The 19,122-nt window shown below is 46.5% G+C and carries 23 protein-coding genes; 10 read left to right on the top strand and 13 right to left on the bottom strand.

The features are described 5' to 3' along the window. Nucleotides 1-2: 2 nt before the first annotated feature. From B3850_RS09440 to rcsF, 5 genes are all read left to right on the top strand, one after another. Complete coding sequence (locus tag B3850_RS09440; RefSeq protein ID WP_286875594.1) at nt 3-2,219, top strand: putative bifunctional diguanylate cyclase/phosphodiesterase; 2,217 nt, start codon at nt 3-5, stop codon at nt 2,217-2,219. A gap of 17 nt (nt 2,220-2,236) precedes the next feature. After that, nucleotides 2,237-3,883 carry an electron transfer flavoprotein-ubiquinone oxidoreductase gene (locus tag B3850_RS09435; protein ID WP_286911681.1) on the top strand — a complete coding sequence of 549 codons (1,647 nt, stop codon included), beginning with the start codon at nt 2,237-2,239 and terminating at the stop codon, nt 3,881-3,883. Between the two features lie 131 nt (nt 3,884-4,014). Continuing rightward, nucleotides 4,015-4,470, top strand: a complete 456-nt coding sequence (locus B3850_RS09430) for a hypothetical protein (protein ID WP_286875600.1) — start codon at nt 4,015-4,017, stop codon at nt 4,468-4,470. A 133-nt stretch (nt 4,471-4,603) separates the two neighbouring features. Further along, entirely contained in the window at nt 4,604-5,017 is a 414-nt protein-coding gene (locus B3850_RS09425) for an H-NS family nucleoid-associated regulatory protein (RefSeq protein WP_053952732.1), read from the top strand. Nucleotides 5,018-5,165: 148 nt separating this feature from the next. Next, nucleotides 5,166-5,447 carry an Rcs stress response system protein RcsF gene (rcsF, locus tag B3850_RS09420; protein WP_053952996.1) on the top strand — a complete coding sequence of 94 codons (282 nt, stop codon included), beginning with the start codon at nt 5,166-5,168 and terminating at the stop codon, nt 5,445-5,447. Between the two features lie 4 nt (nt 5,448-5,451). Here rcsF and B3850_RS09415 read toward each other — a convergent pair whose 3' ends face one another. After that, nucleotides 5,452-6,090, bottom strand: coding sequence for a hypothetical protein (locus B3850_RS09415; RefSeq protein WP_286875606.1), 639 nt, complete (start codon nt 6,088-6,090; stop codon nt 5,452-5,454). Between the two features lie 199 nt (nt 6,091-6,289). On the opposite strand from B3850_RS09415, the gene tsaA reads away from it, so the two are divergent. Further along, nucleotides 6,290-6,994 carry a tRNA (N6-threonylcarbamoyladenosine(37)-N6)-methyltransferase TrmO gene (gene tsaA / locus B3850_RS09410; RefSeq protein ID WP_053952734.1) on the top strand — a complete coding sequence of 235 codons (705 nt, stop codon included), beginning with the start codon at nt 6,290-6,292 and terminating at the stop codon, nt 6,992-6,994. Nucleotides 6,995-7,074: 80 nt separating this feature from the next. Beyond that, nucleotides 7,075-8,781: a proline--tRNA ligase gene (locus tag B3850_RS09405; RefSeq protein ID WP_286911680.1), complete on the top strand. Its 1,707-nt coding sequence runs from the start codon at nt 7,075-7,077 to the stop codon at nt 8,779-8,781. Nucleotides 8,782-8,860: 79 nt separating this feature from the next. Here B3850_RS09405 and gpt read toward each other — a convergent pair whose 3' ends face one another. Further along, complete coding sequence (gpt, locus tag B3850_RS09400) at nt 8,861-9,346, bottom strand: xanthine phosphoribosyltransferase (RefSeq protein WP_053952736.1); 486 nt, start codon at nt 9,344-9,346, stop codon at nt 8,861-8,863. Nucleotides 9,347-9,353: 7 nt separating this feature from the next. Continuing rightward, a complete protein-coding gene (locus B3850_RS09395) occupies nt 9,354-10,646 on the bottom strand; it encodes an NCS2 family permease (RefSeq protein WP_286875176.1) in 1,293 nt (430 codons plus the stop codon). Between the two features lie 108 nt (nt 10,647-10,754). Here B3850_RS09395 and B3850_RS09390 point away from each other — a divergent pair, with 108 nt between their 5' ends. Further along, nucleotides 10,755-11,075: a 2Fe-2S iron-sulfur cluster-binding protein gene (locus tag B3850_RS09390; protein WP_053952997.1), complete on the top strand. Its 321-nt coding sequence runs from the start codon at nt 10,755-10,757 to the stop codon at nt 11,073-11,075. A gap of 1 nt (nt 11,076) precedes the next feature. On the opposite strand, the gene B3850_RS09385 is transcribed toward B3850_RS09390, so the two are convergent. From B3850_RS09385 to prmB, 5 genes are read right to left on the bottom strand one after another with little or no spacing between them, the layout of a single operon-like run. Continuing rightward, entirely contained in the window at nt 11,077-12,216 is a 1,140-nt protein-coding gene (locus B3850_RS09385) for an ATP-NAD kinase family protein (RefSeq protein WP_286911679.1), read from the bottom strand. Nucleotides 12,217-12,218: 2 nt separating this feature from the next. Further along, nucleotides 12,219-12,347 (bottom strand): entericidin A/B family lipoprotein, encoded by a 129-nt coding sequence (locus tag B3850_RS09380; protein WP_074668867.1) that lies wholly within the window; start codon nt 12,345-12,347, stop codon nt 12,219-12,221. Nucleotides 12,348-12,360: 13 nt separating this feature from the next. Continuing rightward, on the bottom strand, nt 12,361-12,897 hold the full coding sequence (locus B3850_RS09375) for an elongation factor P hydroxylase (RefSeq protein ID WP_058579360.1): 537 nt from the start codon (nt 12,895-12,897) through the stop codon (nt 12,361-12,363). 19 nt (nt 12,898-12,916) lie between these two features. Continuing rightward, on the bottom strand, nt 12,917-14,005 hold the full coding sequence (gene aroC, locus B3850_RS09370) for a chorismate synthase (RefSeq protein ID WP_286875171.1): 1,089 nt from the start codon (nt 14,003-14,005) through the stop codon (nt 12,917-12,919). A gap of 9 nt (nt 14,006-14,014) precedes the next feature. After that, nucleotides 14,015-14,947: a 50S ribosomal protein L3 N(5)-glutamine methyltransferase gene (prmB, locus tag B3850_RS09365; RefSeq protein WP_286875169.1), complete on the bottom strand. Its 933-nt coding sequence runs from the start codon at nt 14,945-14,947 to the stop codon at nt 14,015-14,017. Between the two features lie 87 nt (nt 14,948-15,034). Here prmB and smrB point away from each other — a divergent pair, with 87 nt between their 5' ends. Further along, a complete protein-coding gene (smrB, locus tag B3850_RS09360) occupies nt 15,035-15,601 on the top strand; it encodes an endonuclease SmrB (RefSeq protein ID WP_286911678.1) in 567 nt (188 codons plus the stop codon). Here the strand turns inward: smrB and sixA are convergent. Genes sixA through B3850_RS09345 form a run of 3 tightly spaced genes read right to left on the bottom strand, consistent with a single transcriptional unit; the run spans nt 15,598 to nt 16,872 of the window. Further along, nucleotides 15,598-16,080 (bottom strand): phosphohistidine phosphatase SixA, encoded by a 483-nt coding sequence (gene sixA / locus B3850_RS09355; protein ID WP_126751073.1) that lies wholly within the window; start codon nt 16,078-16,080, stop codon nt 15,598-15,600. The two genes, smrB and sixA, sit on opposite strands and share 4 nt — an antisense overlap. After that, entirely contained in the window at nt 16,077-16,436 is a 360-nt protein-coding gene (locus tag B3850_RS09350; RefSeq protein WP_053952744.1) for an RnfH family protein, read from the bottom strand. The genes sixA and B3850_RS09350 overlap by 4 nt, the downstream gene beginning before the upstream one ends. Before the next feature lies 1 nt (nt 16,437). Continuing rightward, nucleotides 16,438-16,872, bottom strand: coding sequence for a type II toxin-antitoxin system RatA family toxin (locus tag B3850_RS09345; protein ID WP_273269696.1), 435 nt, complete (start codon nt 16,870-16,872; stop codon nt 16,438-16,440). A 108-nt stretch (nt 16,873-16,980) separates the two neighbouring features. Between B3850_RS09345 and smpB the strand changes: the two genes are divergently transcribed. After that, nucleotides 16,981-17,460 (top strand): SsrA-binding protein SmpB, encoded by a 480-nt coding sequence (smpB, locus tag B3850_RS09340; RefSeq protein WP_053952746.1) that lies wholly within the window; start codon nt 16,981-16,983, stop codon nt 17,458-17,460. Between the two features lie 28 nt (nt 17,461-17,488). Here the strand turns inward: smpB and B3850_RS09335 are convergent, their stop codons facing one another. Together B3850_RS09335 and B3850_RS09330 are read right to left on the bottom strand one after the other, a co-directional pair. Beyond that, nucleotides 17,489-18,757 (bottom strand): type II toxin-antitoxin system HipA family toxin, encoded by a 1,269-nt coding sequence (locus B3850_RS09335; protein WP_286911677.1) that lies wholly within the window; start codon nt 18,755-18,757, stop codon nt 17,489-17,491. A 6-nt stretch (nt 18,758-18,763) separates the two neighbouring features. Next, a complete protein-coding gene (locus B3850_RS09330; RefSeq protein WP_286875155.1) occupies nt 18,764-19,045 on the bottom strand; it encodes a helix-turn-helix domain-containing protein in 282 nt (93 codons plus the stop codon). Between the last annotated feature and the right edge of the window lie 77 nt (nt 19,046-19,122).

Below are 19,122 nucleotides of genomic sequence, written 5' to 3'. Positions count from 1 at the left end.
CAATGATGTTTATTCAGGGGTCGCGGCAAGCCGTTATCGCGGCAGTTGTGGGGGTGGCAGTCACTCTCACAGCATTTTTCTATCTGCGATACACTGAAAACGAAAACGCTCACGAGGCTTTGGAAGCTGAGGCTTATAGCCTGCAGCGCGATATCCGCCAAAGTCTGGTATCACATTTATTTGTAGCAGAGCTGCTTGCGAGAGAGTGGGAACGCAGCGAAATAAGCTTAAGCTCTCGCCGCGACTCAGACGCCGACATTGTCACGCTTTATTACCCCAACGTGCAAAACGTGGTTTGGCTGGATGCCACCCAAAAAATACAGTTTTTGTATCCTAAAAATCAGAAAAATGAACTTTTGGGAACGCCATTTTCTGACAGTCCGTTGGGCGCGCAACTAGGCCAGTCTCAAAATAACCGTCATGCAATGATGGGGCCCGCTGGAAACCTTGGTCGCCTCAGTAGCGATATTGCCATTTTCGTTCGGGTTCAACGCTCCGACACACCGGGCTTTATCGGCTTTGTTATCAGCCTTCAAAGTATGTTCAACAATGTCATTCGCACCAATATCAGCGAAGGTTTTCAGGTTAGCATTAGTAATGGCACTGGCATACTTTATGAATTTGCCGGAGACTCATCTTTAAAAGCGGAGTGGACACACAACCGCCGCTTACAGCTTGTCGGAAACAGCTGGGAGTTAGCTGTTTGGCCAACCGCTGAACACATGAGTGATCTTAGAGGTTCCGTTTCTACTGCGGTTTTATTGGCCGGGTTATTCATTACTGCGGCTCTTACTTTTGTACTTTATATTCTCGGTCAAAGTCGCTTCAAAGCGCAGCAACTCGCTGACGCTAACATCGAGCTTTACAGCGAAATAGATGAGCGCGAACGCGTTGAAAAACAAATGGCTTATTTGGCAGAACACGATGCACTCACGGGCCTTATTAATCGCAATGCGTTAAAACGTATTTTGGGTGAATGGCTTGAGAAGAGTGATGCTAAAAACAACTCTGCTCTGCTGTTTATCGACCTCGACCGCTTTAAAGAAGTGAACGATGCTCTGGGACACACTGTAGGCGATGAACTACTCCGGCGTGTTGCTCGCCGTATTAATAAACTGGCGCCTAACAGCAGTCAGCTCGCTCGTGTTGGCGGTGATGAATTCTTGCTCGCAATTGAGTGCACAGAAAATCGACAGCAAGTTGTTGCTCTGGCAGAACGCTTATTGCAGGCTTTAGATGCACACTTCTTTGTCGATGTTTATGAGCTCTTCATAAGCGCTTCGATTGGCATCACCTTTGCTGAAGACGCCGACTTCAACGCTGAATACTTTATTCGTAACGCTGATACCGCGCTTTATCAGGCAAAAGAGCAAGGTCGTAACACCTATAAAATATACGACAAAGCCATACACAAAGACTTAACCAAAAAACTAGAACTGGTTAAACGCCTGCGACATGCCGTTAATAAGCAGCAGCTCACCGTTTACTATCAACCGAAAGTTGAGTTAAGTAGCCGCCGTATCACAGGCTTTGAAGCCTTGGTTCGCTGGGTCGACGAAGATGGCTCTATTATTCCGCCAGACCAATTCATTCCACTGGCTGAAGATACCGGCTTAATTATTCCTATTTCCGAATACGTTATGCGCGAGTCCTTCTTGCAGCTAAAGCAGTGGCATGAGCTTGGTTTTACCGAATTAAGTATTGCTATCAACATTTCGGGTAAGCAATTGCATTTGCCCGACTTTGCCGACGATGTCATCGAAAAAGTTAACGAAGCCAAAGTACCACCCAATAAAGTCGAACTGGAGCTTACCGAACAAGTCTTTATTGAAAACATACAGTCGCACACAAGATTCATGCATTCCGTGCGCGAGTACGGTATGTCCTTAGCCATTGATGACTTTGGTGTAGGTTACTCGTCACTTTCTTATCTGAAGAACTTTCCGGTAACGTCGCTGAAAATTGACCGCTCATTCGTGAAAGACTTACCAGATAATGAAGATGATGCGACAATTACTCAAACAATTATAAGTTTAGCGCGCAACCTAAATATCCAGTTGGTTGCTGAAGGTATTGAAACAGAAGAGCAAGTTGAATTTCTGCTGCATAGAGAGTGTGCAACGGGACAAGGTTTCTTATTCAGTAAGCCGGTTCCAGCGCAACAAGTCACTCAATTATTACAGCAGTACAACGGGCTAATACCAATACAAATAGCCTGAATAAAGTGGAGGTTCACGTGGAACGCGAAAGCATGGAATTTGATGTCGTCATTGTTGGTGCAGGTCCGGCGGGCTTAGCAACTGCGTGTCGACTCGGTCAGCTGGCTCAGGAGAGCGAGCAAGAGCTGATGATTTGTGTCGTTGAAAAAGGTGCTGATATTGGTGCCCATATCTTATCGGGTGCAGTATTTGAGCCTCGTGCATTAAATGAATTATTCCCAGACTGGAAAGATCGCGGAGCCCCACTTAACACAGAGGTTACCGGTGACGATATTCTGTTACTAAAAGACGAAGAAAACTTCAGTCGCTTACCCAACTTTTCGGTTCCTAAAACCTTTCACAATAAAGGTAACTATATTGCCAGCATGGGCAACCTGTGTCGCTGGATGGCTGAGCAAGCAGAACAGCTAGGCATTGAAATTTTCCCGGGCTTCTCAGCGGCCGAGCTACTATACAACGAAGACGGTTCAGTAGCAGGCGTACAAACCGGTGATATGGGTGTCGCCAAAGACGGTAGTGAAAAAGACGGTTATATGCCCGGCATGGAGCTGCGAGCAAAATATACCGTATTTGCTGAAGGTTGCCGCGGACACTTAGGCAAGCAACTGATTAACCAATTCGAACTGGACAAAGACGCCACACCACAACACTACGGCCTTGGCTTTAAAGAAATATGGGATATTCCCGAAGAGTTACATGAGCCGGGTAAAGTGGTTCATACCGCGGGCTGGCCTTTAGAAGGCAATGCCAACGGTGGTGGTTACCTTTATCACGCAGAAGACGGTCAGGTGTACCTGGGGCTTATTGTCGACCTGAACTATGAAAACCCATACATGAACCCTTTCCAGGAGTTTCAGCGTTTCAAAACCCACCCAGCCATTAAACAAATTATTGAAAATGGCAAACGTGTTTCTTATGGCGCTCGAGCTATTGCTAAAGGCGGTTATTACTCATTACCGAAAATGACCTTCCCCGGCGGATTAATCGTTGGCTGTAATGCGGGCACATTGAACTTCTCTAAAATTAAGGGCAACCATACGGCAATGAAGTCTGGCATGATTGCCGCTGAAACGCTTTTTGACGAACTAAAAGCCGGTAACGCAAACACTGAGGCGAAGCAATACACCGAACGCTTTGAATCGTCATGGGTGTACGACGAGCTTTATCGTTCACGAAACTTCGGTGGCGCGGTTCATAAGCTCGGCACAATGCTTGGTGGCGCCTATAATATGGTTGACCAGAATTGGTTTGGCGGAAAACTGCCGTTTAAATTTAAAGAGTGGACACCAGACTATAAAGCAACGGGTAAAGCCGATAACTTTAAGCCTATTGAGTATCCTAAAGCCGATAACAAACTCACCTTTGATCGTCTGTCATCAGTATTTTTATCCAATACAAACCACGCGGAAGATCAGCCATGTCATCTAAAACTCAAAGATGACGATATCCCGCTTAAGGTTAATTTACCGGAATACGCTGAACCGGCGCAACGTTATTGCCCTGCTGGAGTTTATGAAGTTGTTGAGGAAGACGGAAAACAAGTTTTCCAAATAAATGCTCAAAACTGCATACATTGTAAAACCTGTGACATTAAAGACCCCAGTCAGAATATTACCTGGGTGGTTCCGGAAGGTGGCGGCGGCCCAACTTACCCTAATATGTAATTGTTTTGTAAAGGCACCAGATAGAAACATCCAGGCATGCTATATGTCTGGGTGTTTTGTTTTTTTATGGCTTGTAGAAACAAATTTTCTGAACTAAACCTAATACAAAGAAATGCAATGAGGTGACTTTTATGAAACACGTCAATTTAGGAATAACATCACTGGTGGCTGCTTTATTAATCTTCAACGGAACTGCTTTTGCTCAGCAAAAGTCTGAAGAAGCAAAAGAAATGAAGCAGGACAAGAAAGAGATGAAAGCTGACATGGAAGCAATGAAGGAAGAGCGCAAAGCCGAGATGGAAGCTATGCGCGAAGAGCACAAGGCTGAGATGATGCAGCGTAAGGAAGAGCATAAAACCGAAATGCAAGAACGCAAGGAAGAACGGAAATATGAGAAAGAAGAACATAAATTAGAAAAGGAAAAAAGAAAGCACGATAAAAAAGACAGAAAAGAAAAGTGGAAAGCTGAAAAAGAAAAGCGCAAAGCCGAAATGAAAGAGAAGCGTCAGTCTCTGAAAGATAAAAAAGACGACTCTGACGATGACTCTGATGACGATGACAACAACGACGGCAATAATATCTCTTAAGCAACACAGATATTAAATAGAGAAAAAAGAGCGACTATCGCTCTTTTTCTGTTTTTAGCCGTATTTTATTGCTGTTATTTTAATCAAGCGTTATTATTCCCAGCAATTAAATAAAGGAATTAGGGAAATTAATATGAGTGAGTTTTTAAATATTATTCGTCACGAAAGACGTTTAAAGTCGGCATTAAAGTCTCTTTCAATTGAAGAGTTAGAATCAATAAAAGAAAAGTTCGATTCGGTTGTCGCAAAACGCAGAGAAGAAGAAGCCGAAAAGCTTCGTGAACAACAAGAGAAAGCGAAAAAAATAAAAGAGTTTAAAGCAGCAATGGCCGATGCTGGTATTGAACTATCGGATATTCTCGAACAAGAACTGGGTGGCGAGCCTATCGTTAAAACCACGAAGAAACGCGCGCCCAAGCCTCCTAAATACGAATACACTGACGACGAAGGTAATCGGCAAACCTGGACTGGCCAAGGCAGAATGCCTAAGCCAATGAAAACAGCTTTAGATAACGGTAAGCCGTTAGAGTCTTTCCTAATTAAGTAGCGCTTTTTGTTGAACAAACTCTAAAGCTTGATTAGGCTATAAAAAAACAAAAACGCAAGGACACAAATTGCGCTTTCCATTATTTATAGCTTTACCATTACTAACACTGACGGGCTGCTCTATACTTCCGGGCGGCTCAAGTTCGCCTATGAATTGGTCATCACACTCTGCTGACATTTACCGTCAAGGCAACTTACCAAGCTCTAACTATGAGGTTATCAGTGTTGTTAATGGCGAAAGCTGCCAACGGGAATATAAGGCTGCCCCTGCGTCAGAGTCAGACGCTTTAAAGGCCTTAAGAGCAGATGCGGCTCGCTTTGAAGCCGATGCTGTTATTGAAACTCAATGCTTTAATTTAAAACCCGACGCAGACTCCATTTGCTATAGCGAAGTCAGTTGCGTCGGGCGAGCCATTCAGTGGGTCGACTAAGCGCTTAGTTACTCAATTTACTCAAGCGCACGTCACCCACACCTACTTCTACATCAACACGAACTGACCCTGTGCCTTCATAAGTAGACTCTGAAGTCACCATCATGCGCTCGTTATTGCTGTTATCAAAATTATCCAAACGAGTATCTCCGACACCAACTGACGCCGTTACCTCTTTGTAATCTCCAGCGCTCAAGTCTAAGTCTATATCCCCGATGCCCAGCTCAATATCGCTGTTAATAAAAGGCAATACGCCGCTGATTTCACCAACGCCCAACTCTAAGTCCAAATGGTTAACTTTCGGAACTCTAATGACCCAATGCTGAACCATATCGTCCGCCGGTGTTGCCGATACTACGAGTTTATTTCCTTTTCTTTCGCCTTTTATTAAAACGGCATCAATATCGCCGCCACTGGTAAACCAACTGTCTCCGTCTGATTCAACTCGCAACTCTATTTCTACTGCGTCCTTGTCTGACGGCATTAGTTCAACTGTCCCAACCGTTGCTTCCAAATGAATCTCTGTTTCTAAGTCAACAATATAACTCTCGGTTAATTCCTTTTCTTTTGCAAAAGCCGCTGTACTTAGGGTCACCAAACCAATAAAGGCCAGTGTTAACGGCCAAATTTTATGCTTCATCATTTTGCTTTTCCTTTTTTGATAGCACCAGTTCATGATTAGTCAGTAATAACCTCAAATGGTTACGGTTAGACAGCAATCGGCGTGCCAAAATAATTACTCTTTAAATTTCAAATAGTTAAATAATTAAAAAATCTCAGGTTAGGCAAAATCGCAATAATGTGGTCAAATTGGCTATTATCGCCAGGTAAAAGTGTGAACCATGAAAAGCCAACAAAAACTGACACCTATCGCATATATCAAAACGCCCTACCCTGAGAAATTCAGCGTGCCCAGACAAAGCCGGCTTACGCCTAACGTTTATGCGACAGTTGAGTTAGCTGGCGATTATGATCATGCCCAGGCGATAAAAGGCATTGAGCAATTCTCACACCTGTGGCTTGTTTTTGAGTTTCACCAACATTCAGACTGGCAGGAAAAAGTGCGTCCACCGAGACTGGGAGGCAATGAATCTGTCGGTGTTTTCGCATCACGAGCCCCTTTTCGCCCCAACCAGTTGGGTCTGTCTGTCGTCGAGCTTATTGGCGTTGAAACAACGCCCTGCGTGTGCTTAAAAGTGCGTGGTGCCGATATTGTCGACGGCACGCCCATAGTCGACATTAAACCTTACATACCTTATGTCGACGCCATAGAGGATGCTAAAGGAGGTTTTGCCGACAATCAGCCAGAGCAACTTAGCGTTGAGTTTTCACAAGAAGCTGCGCGGCAACTAGAGCAACTGTCCGGCCGGAATAAAGAACTACGCGAAGCCATTATTGACGTACTGCAGCAAGACCCCCGCCCTGCCTACCATAAGGCGAAAGCTGCCAGGAGAATCTACGGAACTGCGCTTTTTGACTATAATATTCGCTGGTACGTTGAAGAAAATACGGTTTTTGTGGAAGAAATTGCACAAAATACTCTGTAAAAGACTTTTGACCTTCAACAGACACTGCTAAACTTCGCCCTAATTTTTGACCACTACAACTTGCAGAGAATTGCCAGACTATGCGCAGTAGCCAATATTTATTATCAACGCTAAAAGAAACTCCGTCTGACGCTGAAATTGTGAGCCACAAGTTGATGCTTAGAGCCGGTATGATACGAAAAGTCGCTGCCGGGCTTTATAACTGGACACCAACAGGCTTGCGCGTTTTACGTAAAGTTGAAGCGGTTGTTCGCGAAGAAATGGAAGCCATTAATGCGTTAGAAATACTAATGCCAATGGTTCAGCCTGCTGATCTCTGGCAAGAGTCTGGTCGTTGGGATGACTACGGCCCCGAGCTACTGCGTCTTAAAGACCGTAACCAACGTGACTTTTTACTGGGCCCAACTCATGAAGAAATCATTAGTGAGTTGGTGCGCAAGGAAGTCAGCAGTTACAAGCAACTGCCGTTGACTCTGTTCCAAATACAAACAAAGTTCCGTGACGAAATTCGACCTCGCTTTGGGGTTATGCGTGCGCGTGAATTCATCATGAAAGACGCTTATTCGTTCCACTTAAGTCAGGAGTCACTGCAAAAAACCTACGACGCAATGTATAAAGCGTACAGCCGTATATTCGAGCGCTTAGGTTTAGATTTCCGTCCGGTTATTGCCGATACTGGTTCTATTGGTGGTAATAGCTCTCACGAGTTTCACGTGTTAGCAAGCTCGGGCGAGGACGCTATCGCCTTCTCGGACGGTTCAGACTACGCTGCAAACGTGGAAATGGCAGAAGCTTTAGCGCCAGCAGGCGAACGCCCTGCGGCAACTCAAGACATGGCTAAACACGAAGTGCACGGCGATGAATTAGCCGCCGTATTGCAACCCCTGTCGGTTGAGAGCCAGCAAGCCGTTAAGTCCGTCATTGTTAAAGCGTCTGACGAGATTGACGCCGAGTACGTTCAATTAGTGTTGCGCGCGGACCATGAATTCAACAGTGTGAAAGCAGAAAAATTGCCTCAGGTAGCAACACCCATAGAAGTGTTAACTCAAACCGAGAAAGCAACGGGTATTGAAGCTGCGTTCGTTGGGGTGGTAGATAGCAAGCTGCCGCTGCTAGTCGATAGAAGTGCCGCACAGCTGGCGGACTTTGCCTGCGGCGCCAACGAGAATGGCCACTGGTTAACCGGCGTTAACTGGGAACGCGACGTCAACGATTTTGATGTTGTTGATATCCGCAATGTTGTTGAGGGTGACCCGAGCCCATGTGGCAAAGGCACGTTGAAAATTGCGCGCGGTATAGAAGTTGGCCATATTTTCCAGTTAGGTAAAAAGTACAGCGACGCGATGAAAGTCGGTGTGTTGTCTGAAACCGGCAAACACGAAACGCTGACCATGGGTTGTTACGGCATTGGTGTTTCGCGAATTGTTGCTGCGGCTATTGAGCAACATAACGATGACCGAGGCATTCGCTGGCCAGACGCATTAGCGCCGTTCCAGGTTGCTATTGTACCAATGAACATGCATAAGTCTGCACGCGTTCAGGCGGCCGCTGAGAAGCTTTATGAAGAATTAAGGTCTAAAGGCATCGATGTATTATTTGATGACCGTAAAGAGCGCCCTGGCGTCATGTTTACCGACATGGAGCTTATTGGCGTACCCCATCAAGTCGTTATTGGTGAGCGCAACCTTGATGAAAACCAGGTTGAATACCAGTCACGAGCCGGTGGCGAGAAGCAAAAAATCGATCTTGATCAGTGCGTTGATTTCGTCCTTAAGCAATTCGATTAGTCTCAACCACAAGCTCCTAACACTAAAAAGGCCTGATTCAATCAGGCCTTTTTGTTTCTTAACGACTTATAAGCGCTAATTACGATTCTTGCCCTGCCAATGGCTCAACATAGTGCAGGTGCATATCCCACGGGAAGTGAATCCAGGTATCTTGCTCTAAGTCCGCAACAAAGTCGTCGACTAAGTCCATGCCGGCTGGTTTTGCATAAACGGTAACGAACTTGGCTTTTGGCAAGCGATCACGCAGGAACTTCAATGTGTTGCCGGTATCAACAAGGTCATCAACAACCAGGAAGCCTTCACCGTCCCCTGTGGCTGTAACGTCTTTCAATAGTTGCAAGTCGTCACGCTGTTCGTCATGGTCGTACGAGCTGACAGCAACACAGTCAACCACGCGGATATTCAACTCACGCGCCACGATAGCAGCCGGAACTAAACCGCCACGGCTTACCGCGATAATGCCTTTATACTGTTCAGCTGGCAATTGCCGACGCGCCAACTCGCGTGTCGCACGGTGCAATTCTTCCCAAGAAACAAAAAATTCGCGATTTGAATGCCATCCCATAATGTTACTACCCTAACCAAATGAATTTTGCGATAAATAAAGCACCTAAAAGCACCACACTAGGCGTTAAGTCACTGTATTTGCCACCTAAAAGCTTCACGACCACATAACTGATGAAGCCTAAAGCAATACCGTCCGCTATTGAAAACGTCAACGGCGTCATTAATAAAACCACAGCTACTGGAGCTGCTTCAGTAATGTCGTCCCACTTCACGTCTTTTAGCGTGAAGAGCATTAATACAGCTACGTAAATAATAGCCCCAGCGGTTGCATAGGCTGGAATCATGCCCGCTAATGGCGCGAAAAACATCGCCAACAAGAATAAGACACCAACCACAACCGCCGCTAATCCGGTTTTGCCGCCAGAGGCAACGCCAGCCGCAGATTCAATGTAGCTCGTGGTGGTCGACGTACCCAGCATTGAACCGGCTACTGTCGCTGTACTGTCTGCCATAAGTGCTTTGTTTAAGCGAGGCATATGACCGTCGGCTTTCGCCAGACCGGCCTTCTGTGCAACAGCCAACAACGTGCCAGACGTGTCGAATAAATCAACAAACAAGAAGGCAAAAATAACCGACAACATCCCTAAGTCAAAAGCGGCAGCTAAGTCCATTTGCAGGAACGTTGGCGCTAAGCTCGGCGGTGCAGAAACAATGCCATTATAGTCAACTAACCCTGTCAACCAGGCAATAAAAGTGACCGCTAAAATACTAATTAGAGCAGCACCCTGAACTCCGCGTGCAACCAAACCAATAATTAAAAAGAAACCCGCCGCAGCAAGTAATACTGACGGTTCACCTAATTCACCTAACGCCACCATAGTCGCGTCATTAGCAACGATGATATTGGCGTTTTGCAAACCAATTAACGCCAAAAACGCACCAATACCGGCAGCTATCGCTAAACGAAGCGTTGGTGGAATGGACTTAATAATCCACTCTCTAACACGAAACGCCGACAATAAAAAGAAAATACAGCCTGAGAAGAACACTGCCCCTAACGCCGTTTGCCAGGTATACCCCATGCTGAAAACAACGGTATAGGTGAAAAACGCATTCAGACCCATACCTGGTGCTAGTGCGACGGGATAGTTTGCCCAGAAGCCCATTATTAGACAGCCAATAGCCGCGGCTAAACAAGTCGCCACGAAGACCGCACCGTAATCCATTCCGGTTTCACTTAAAATGGAGGGGTTCACAAAAATAATATAAGCCATGGTCAGGAAGGTCGTGAAGCCACCAATGACTTCCGACTTTATCGAGCTGCCACTGGCTTTTATCGAAAACAGTTTTTCCAACATGAGAAACCTTGAAGTTTGGCGTTGTGGTTAAAAGGCAGGTATTTTATCCTAATTGGCACAAAATTTGTTGTTCACTTTTTAAATAATTTACAGGAAACCCAATTAACCATGCCTACAGTTTATTTTGTTGATGCCGACGGAAACCAATTTGAAGCCGATGTCGAAGCCGGAACCAACGTCATGGAAGCCGCTGTCGATAATTTTATCGATGGTATTGTTGGTGAGTGTGGTGGGGTTATGTCATGCGCCACTTGTCATTGCTACATTCCAAAAGAGTGGCAGGATAAAATTCCTGAGCCATCTGAGCAGGAAGAAGACATGATAGATATGGTCATGGAGCCTCAGGATAACAGCCGTCTGAGCTGCCAAATTGAAGTCACTGACGAGCTAGACGGCTTAGTCGTTCATTTACCTAAGTCACAGTTTTAAACTAACTGACGGCTGCCACGGGCATAAGCACTTCGTCGTGGTAGCCGGTAATGACCCGAATTGTTCCCGACAATTCGTTGTCGAGCTCACTGTCTCCTGTGTCGACTCTAAGCGGTTGGTTATTTAATGACTTCAGCTTCGCCTTAGTCGCAACAACCCAAATATTGTCTTTTCCAATAGCCCGAATAACACGCGGACTCAGTTGTTGATTACCACGCCCAAACAAGTGTCCCTGTCCGCCAATAAGCGTAATAATCAGTTTGACTGAGCCTACAGAATTAGAGACGGCTTCAAACAACTCTTTCTCGGTAACGTCACTTTTAACCAGCGTTTCATTTTGAACGAGATCGACACCTAATAACGTATTTTCAATACCCATATCGTCCATTATGGCAGCAACGGTCGAACCCGACCCCATCACTAACAGTTCGTCGTCCACTCGCTCAATAACTTCTGCCGCTATGTCATCAAGCACCAACTCATCGCTCTCTTTACCGCCCATTTTCACGGCTTGAACATATTCAAGCTCGGCCGGCACCGACATTTCACCATAACGCCGCGCTTTGACAACGCCTTCTCTAAAGGCGCTTTCATCAATGTCCATCACGTCAGACTCATGAATACTCGAAAGCTCACCTTTGAGAATTTTCTCAATAACACGCCCCGCTGCCGTTGGGCTAATAGCGTAAACACCCGAGTGAATTTTCACACCGGCCGGAATACCTAAAACCAATTGGTTATCAGGAACCACAGAGTAAACATCACGAGCGGTGCCATCACCACCGGCAAACAGCAGGATATCCACGTTTTTATCAATAATCGCTTTTACGGCTTGTTTGGTGTCGTCCGATGACGTTTCCTGAGCATTTGGGTTAAATACGGTTTGGTAAGAAAACCCTAGAGACTTCAATACATTTGCGCCCATTTCGCCACCACAAGTGACAAAGTCGAGCTGTTTTTGATAATTCTGGAGGATTTTTAACGCGGTTTCTGCACGCTGCATTGCTTTGCGCTCTGCACCGGCTTTTAATGCCTTTTCACGAATATCGGCGCCATCACTTCCTTTTAAAGCAATGGCGCCGCCAATACCTGCGTACGGATTAACCACCAGGCCAACCGTTAAACGGTTTACTACTGTCATTGTTACTCTTCGTTTGCTTCGTCCTGAATGGCTTCACCGGCTTTTTCTAAGTCTTGGCCTGCGCCTTCAATCGTCTCACAAGCGCTAAGCCCTAAAATAGCAACAGTAACCAATAGTGCTCTTAAAAACATAAGTAACTCCTTGTTAATCCTGAATCATTTGGCAACTTGGCCACTCACAATTAAACGCCTTACACAGCGCTTTTGCAAATATCTTTGCTCTGGGCGGCAAGGTGTCGGTTGCCAGATAGCTCTCTAACTGTTTGGCGACAGCCTCACGAAATGCATGCCTGTCGACCTCAACACCACTTAAGTTGTCGACGCTCACATCAAACTTAAAACCTGCACACAGTGAAAATAGCCACTCCAGCGCCTGAGGCTTTCGTTCAACCTGTTCAAATTCGCGCTGTTGCTGTTCATTGCGGCCATCGGGTTCGTACCAGTAGCCGTAATCGAACTGTTGCCGGCGCTTTTCACCGGCAATGCACCAGTGCGCGGTCTCATGCAGCGCCGACGCAAAAAAGCCATGAGCAAATACAATCTTATTAGGCTCGCCGCCCTTCCCCGGTTCGTAATACGGCTCGTCATCACCCGCCACCAACACCGTGTTATAACGGGTACGAAAGCAGTCGTTAAATATCTCAATTAAACGAGAATAATGATGTGTCAATTCGTTTGGCATACGTCTTAAATGCTACTGGTTAACGACTGATATCGGGTGTTTCTGTTTTTACCTGCGCGTTCTGCGCCCGCTGTCGCAACCAATGGTCGACCAATACCAGTGATGTCATCGCCTCAACAATGGGTACTGCCCGAATCCCCACACAAGGGTCATGACGCCCTTTTGTGACAACGGGTTGATCATTGCCCCATTTGTCTATGGTTTGCCCACTGATTGAAATGCTTGACGTTGGTTTCAACGCAATGTCTGCGATAACGGGCTGACCGCTGGAAATGCCACCCAGAACACCGCCACTATGGTTCGACAAAAAGCCCTTCTTGGTCATTTCATCTCTGTGCTCAGAGCCTTTTTGGGTCACCACATCAAAGCCGTCACCGACACTTACCGCTTTTACGGCATTAATGCTCATAAGCGCTTTAGCTAAGTCGGCATCCAGACGATCAAACACTGGCTCTCCCCAGCCCGGTGGCACCCCAGTTGCCTGTACTCGAATGCGGGCACCCACGGAGTCACCTTCTTTTAATAGCTGTTTAATAAGCGCTTGCATAGGCTCGATGGCATTAACGTCACCACAAAACAGCTCGTTATTTCTCACTTCCTGCCAGTCTGTGTCTTTCGCTTTAATATCGCCCATTTGCGTCAACGCGGCTTGAACCTTAATGCCCTGCTGCGCTAAAAGTTTTTCTGCAATAGCACCGGCTGCCACGCGCATTGCCGTTTCACGTGCTGACGAACGCCCACCACCACGGTAGTCCCGAATGCCATATTTATGCTCGTAGGTATAGTCTGCGTGCCCGGGACGGAAGGTATCTTTAATTTTCGAATAGTCCTGGCTGCGTTGGTCTGTATTTTCAATAAGCAAGCCAATAGGCGTACCTGTGGTTTTGCCTTCAAACACACCGGAAAGAATACGTACTTCATCGGCTTCGCGACGCGCTGTTGTATAACGACTTTGCCCCGGGCGACGTCTGTCCAACGCCTCTTGCAAGTCCGCTTCAGACAGCTCAAGACCCGGTGGGCAGCCATCAACCACCGCACCTAATGACGGACCATGGCTTTCACCAAAGGTTGTAACTTTAAACAGTTGTCCAAACGAATTTCCCGGCATGCGCTAGCCCTACTTTGAGTTATTTAGTTGACGCTGCTTATGTTCTTCAAGCTGCTCTTTGGTCAGCAAAAATACACCATCGCCGCCATGTTGAAACTCTATCCAGGTAAATGGAGTACGCGGATATTTTTGCGCCAGCGCTGGCATTGAGTTTCCCACTTCGCAAACAAAGAGTCCGTTATCGTTCAGTTTGTCCGCCGCTTCCATAAGCATTTTATCGACCAAAATGAGACCGTCCTCGCCTGCTGCCAGACCTAGTTCAGGCTCGTGATGATATTCATCCGGCAAGTCGGCCATGTCTTCTGCATCGACATACGGCGGGTTCGTCACAATGAGGTCGTATTTTTCATTTTGTACAGCCTCAAATAAGTCTGACTGAATAGGCGTTACCTGATGCAACAAACCATGCTGTTCAATGTTGAATTCAGCCACTTCCAGCGCTTCTGTCGACACGTCGAGTGCGTCTACTTCTGCGTCCGGAAATGCATAAGCGCACGCAATAGCAATACAACCACCGCCGGTACACAAGTCCAGTACACGCTTAGGTTGCTCGGTTAACCAAGGCTGGAAGCCGTTCTCAATAAGTTCGGCTACGGGTGAGCGTGGCACCAACACTCGCTCGTCCACGTAAAACGGTAACCCCGCAAAATACGCTTGGTGGGTTAAATACGCAGCTGGCATTTTGTGCTCAATACGCTGGTTTAACAGCTCAATGAATTCATGCTTTTCGCTTGTCAGCACACGACAGTGTCCCATAGCGGCCAACTGCTCAGTAGTCAGTTGCAAGGCATAGCTTAAAAGCGCGCGAGTCTCATCAATAGGATTGTCCGTGCCATGCCCGTAATACACGTCAGACTGGTTAAGTTGGCTGACACTCCAGCGTATCAAATCATCGATACTATGAAGTTCTTCAATGGCTTGTTCCCGATTTCGAACGTGCAAGGGCTGTCTCCTGAACAACGAATGTTTTATACTGATGGTCTTTATTGGTGTTAAAGATACCTTAATTTCACTCGGTTTTCATTAGTCATGGTCGCAAAGAAAAGCTCTTCACCCTCACTGTCAGAAGACGATATCGCGCTTTTTCGCGAGGCAGCTCAGGGTGCAGCTCCTATTGAGCAGGACAAGCGACCACCAGAGCCACCCAAAGTTTCTGAATTAAAGCGACGGAATACACAAAGGCAAGGCAACAGTCCTCAGGACATAGCCGCAGCCAGCCGCGAAGCCAGCCAGTATTTTTCAGACGGTTTTGAAGCACATTTTAGCGAAGGCGCTATGCAATTTACTGCCGAAGGTGAGTCGACTTACTTAACCAAGCAGCTAAGGCGTGGCGACTATACACCAGAGTTGCTGCTCGACTTACACGGAATGACCTTAGCAACCGCCCGCCAGGAGCTCGCCGCTTTGCTTATTGCCTGTGAAAAAGAACGTATTGATTGTTGCTGCATTATGCATGGACACGGTAGCGGCAAGTTAAAACAACAGGTGCCGCATTGGTTGGTGCAGCACCCGTTAGTCAGAGCCTTTCATCAGGCTCCCCGCGAATGGGGCGGCGACGCATCGTTACTGGTGTTACTTCGCGTTAATGACAATTAACCCGCGCATTTTTCAGCAATCATTAACTGCTGAAATTTACCCGTTAAGGTTTCTGGCGAAAATTCAATAACCGCAATACCTGCCGTTGGAAAAATAGGTGGTTGTACACTGGCATCAAGCTCATGCACCAGGTAGCTAACCAGTGGCATGTGAGACACCAACACTACAGTTTCATAGCCGTGAGTTTCTATTTCCGCCGCTAACCAGCTGACCACAGCCGCTGCGTGACCGTCAGGCGTAATTGCGTCACAATTCTCTCGGTGTTTAGTTTTCAGCTCTGAAAACAAAACCGTTGCTGTTTGTTGCGCTCGTAAATACGGGCTCACAAACACACAGTCTACCTCACGGTGACGCTCAACCAGCCATCGCGTTGTAGTGAGTACCTCACGCTCGCCTTCTGGAGTCAGGCGACGCTCTCTGTCTGAGTAGCTTCCTTTCGGATAGTGAGCCTCTCCATGACGCATTATGTACAGCTTCATTCGGGTTTCGACTCCTGCGCTTTGCGCTTAGCATCCGGTCTGCCACCGGTTACTTTGTCAGCTCGTCCAGACTGTTTTGCTTCTTCCGCGCGGCGTTTACGTACCGCTTTCGGGTCAGCAATAAGTGGGCGATAAATTTCAATGCGGTCGCCGTCTCGCGGCGTGGCATCTAACTTTGACGCCTTATTCCAGATACCCACTTTCTGAGTACTAAGATCAATCTCCGGAAAGTGCTCTTTAATACCCGACTGTAAAATACACTCTTCTACCGTTGCGCCCTCTTGCGGATGCACTGTCAGAATAAGCTGCTTTTCGGGTGTGGCGTAGGCCACTTCAATCGTCAGCGTGTTCGCCATATTAGTTTCCGTATACCTGCTCGGCACGTTTTACAAAGGCATCGACCATTTTCGACGTAACTTCACTAAAGATTTTGCCAAACGCCATGCCTAATAACCGACTAGAGAACTCAAAGTCCAACTTAAGCTCTACTTTACAAGCGTCGTCTGACAATGGTTTAAACACCCAACCGCCAGTTAGCTTTTTAAACGGACCGTCAACCAGCTCCATGTCGATGCGCTCTGGTTTTACTAACTTATTACGCGTAGTGAAAGTTTTTTGAATGCCGGCTTTGCTTATTTGCAGCGACGCTACTTTATAGTCGCCATTTTGCTCAACCACACGCGAGTCCGCGCATCCAGGAACAAACTCCGGATACGAGTCAATGTCGTTGACCAAGTTGAACATTTGCTCTGCACTGTATGAAACTAACGCACTTTTTTCGATACTGGGCATGTTTTTCTCTACCGCTAAAATTTGACTGCGCAATAATAACGCAACCAGATATGCTTTGAAGCCCTTAAAGCAATTTTCTTTTCAGTGTGCATAGGTATAATAGCGCTTATGAGCAAAAAGAAACTAAAACAATCGTCTAATACCATTGCGCTGAACAAAAAAGCCCGCCATGAATATTTCCTCGAAGACAAGTTCGAGGCAGGCATTAGTCTGCAAGGCTGGGAAATTAAAAGTATTCGCGCCGGTAAAGCGAACATAAGCGACAGCTACGTCATTATTAAAGACGGCGAAGCCTATTTACTGGGCGCTGAAATACAGCCGCTGAACCAGGCGTCTTCGCACGTATACTGCGAGCCCGACCGTAGCCGTAAATTGCTGCTAAAACGCCGTGAGCTCGACAAACTCATTGGTGCCGCCGAGCGCGAAGGCTACTCCATTGTGGCAACCGCCATGTATTGGAAAGGCCCTTGGGCCAAGCTAGAAATACACCTGGCCAAAGGTAAGAAGTCTCACGACAAACGCGACACCGTGAAAGAACGTGACTGGCAACGCCAGAAGTCACGCATACTGAAGCATTCGGTGCGTTAAGGTTTTAGTTAAGGTGTTAGCTAAGGCATCAGCCAATTCGAAAGTCTGAATGCAACTTACGCCAATGCTCTTTGAGCACCTGTTTACTGGACTCCAGCATAGGTAACTCATTGAGCATTATTGGCCACAACTCTCTTGCTTGCTCCATAGTTTTACTTAAGTGAACCGCTATAGGTTGCCATGGTACATCCGCTCGCTCAGCCCACTTTTTAAAGGTCTCCATATTGGTTTCATACCAATTTTTAACTTTCGCCATATTGAGCGCTGCCCCGTTTTCACCTTTCACATAAGGCAAGGTGGACACAATATCGTACGCCGGCGATAACTGAGGCGTTATTCCGTCTGGGTATATCAACGACCAGTTTTTAAGATGCGCATCACCATTTGCGAGTAGAACGTTCACCAACAACCGTTTCGCCATCTGCTTGGCATTCTTTAAACCTTGTGGGCTGTGTAAATAGATAGCATTAACTATTTGCTCGTAGTTTTTCTTCTCATATTTCTCATGAGAATACAGCTCAAATACCTGGGCAAAGTCCTCAGTATGTATTCGTTTACCTTTACTACGGTCGAACCGTCGTATCGCGTAAGCATACTCTTCATCGGGCAGTCGAATGTCGGGCAGGTTGTGCAACTGAGTCAGTTTCACTAACTGTATTTCCGGTATGTCGATACCCACTGACTCCGCTAAGCGCATAGCTGTGTATTCGTTCGCCGGAACCTGTTTGTAAACATTAGACGGTACTTTGATAATCCAGCTATCGGCATTATCTTCTTCATTGATATTAAAACGCTTGTCAGGCGCTCTTACCGACGAAAACTTCATTTGAATGCCTGCAAGCGACTGCTTGCTTGTGGCTTTGTCGATATTAACCTGTACAGCTTCTACCCGCTCTCTATGAGCAAGTGCCCAAGCCGGCAACTCTCCCGCAGCGATAGGAGTCGCTTTAATTGCCCCAGGAAGATTCGCACCTAAATGAACCATAAGCGGAAACTCATTTTCCGAGTGGACTTTCAGTTCGCGGCTAATAAATTCTCGTAAAGCGCCTTCGGGTAGCAAGTTTGACAGCACTGGTGATAAGCGCTGGGAACTAAGTTGTGGTTCATTGAAATAGTCGTGTTGCGTTAATTGCGTAAGAGTAAACGTTGGTCTCATACTATTTTCGAGCGCCACAAAGTCAGGGGAAAAAGTCAGAATATTCTTCCCCCCTGTATAATGAGCCAACACACCGACCTCTTGTCCTTGCAAGGTCAGTCTAAGCCCTTCTACCTTTTCGACTCTTTTTACGCTCGACATAACCGCCTAGTCCTCTAAATGCTTCTGGTGCTTTTCCCAAAAGTCATACTTGCTATATTTGGCATCAGGATCCTTAACTTCTAACTCGTTAGCGTCTTTAAATTCTAGCTCTAACTCTAACCCGGCCAATATACGCAACAGGGTCGACAGTCGAACATCCTGCCCTGCCTCCACCCGCTGATATTGCTGCTGGGACATACCAATAAGCAGGCGCATGTCCTTTTGAGACAAGTTTCGTCTTTTTCGCTCTTCAACGAGTTTTTCTGAAATGGCCTTTAACGTTTTCATTGAGCTGTACCTTTAGCATACTTATCAACCAAAGGTACAACTCATTAATTGTTAAATCAATAAAATACAACTTATAT

Source organism: Idiomarina sp. UBA4520 (assembly GCF_002388365.1).
GTDB lineage: Bacteria > Pseudomonadota > Gammaproteobacteria > Enterobacterales > Alteromonadaceae > Idiomarina > Idiomarina zobellii.
Note: the sequence above shows the minus strand (reverse complement) of the source record. Positions and strands in the feature narration are given on the sequence as shown.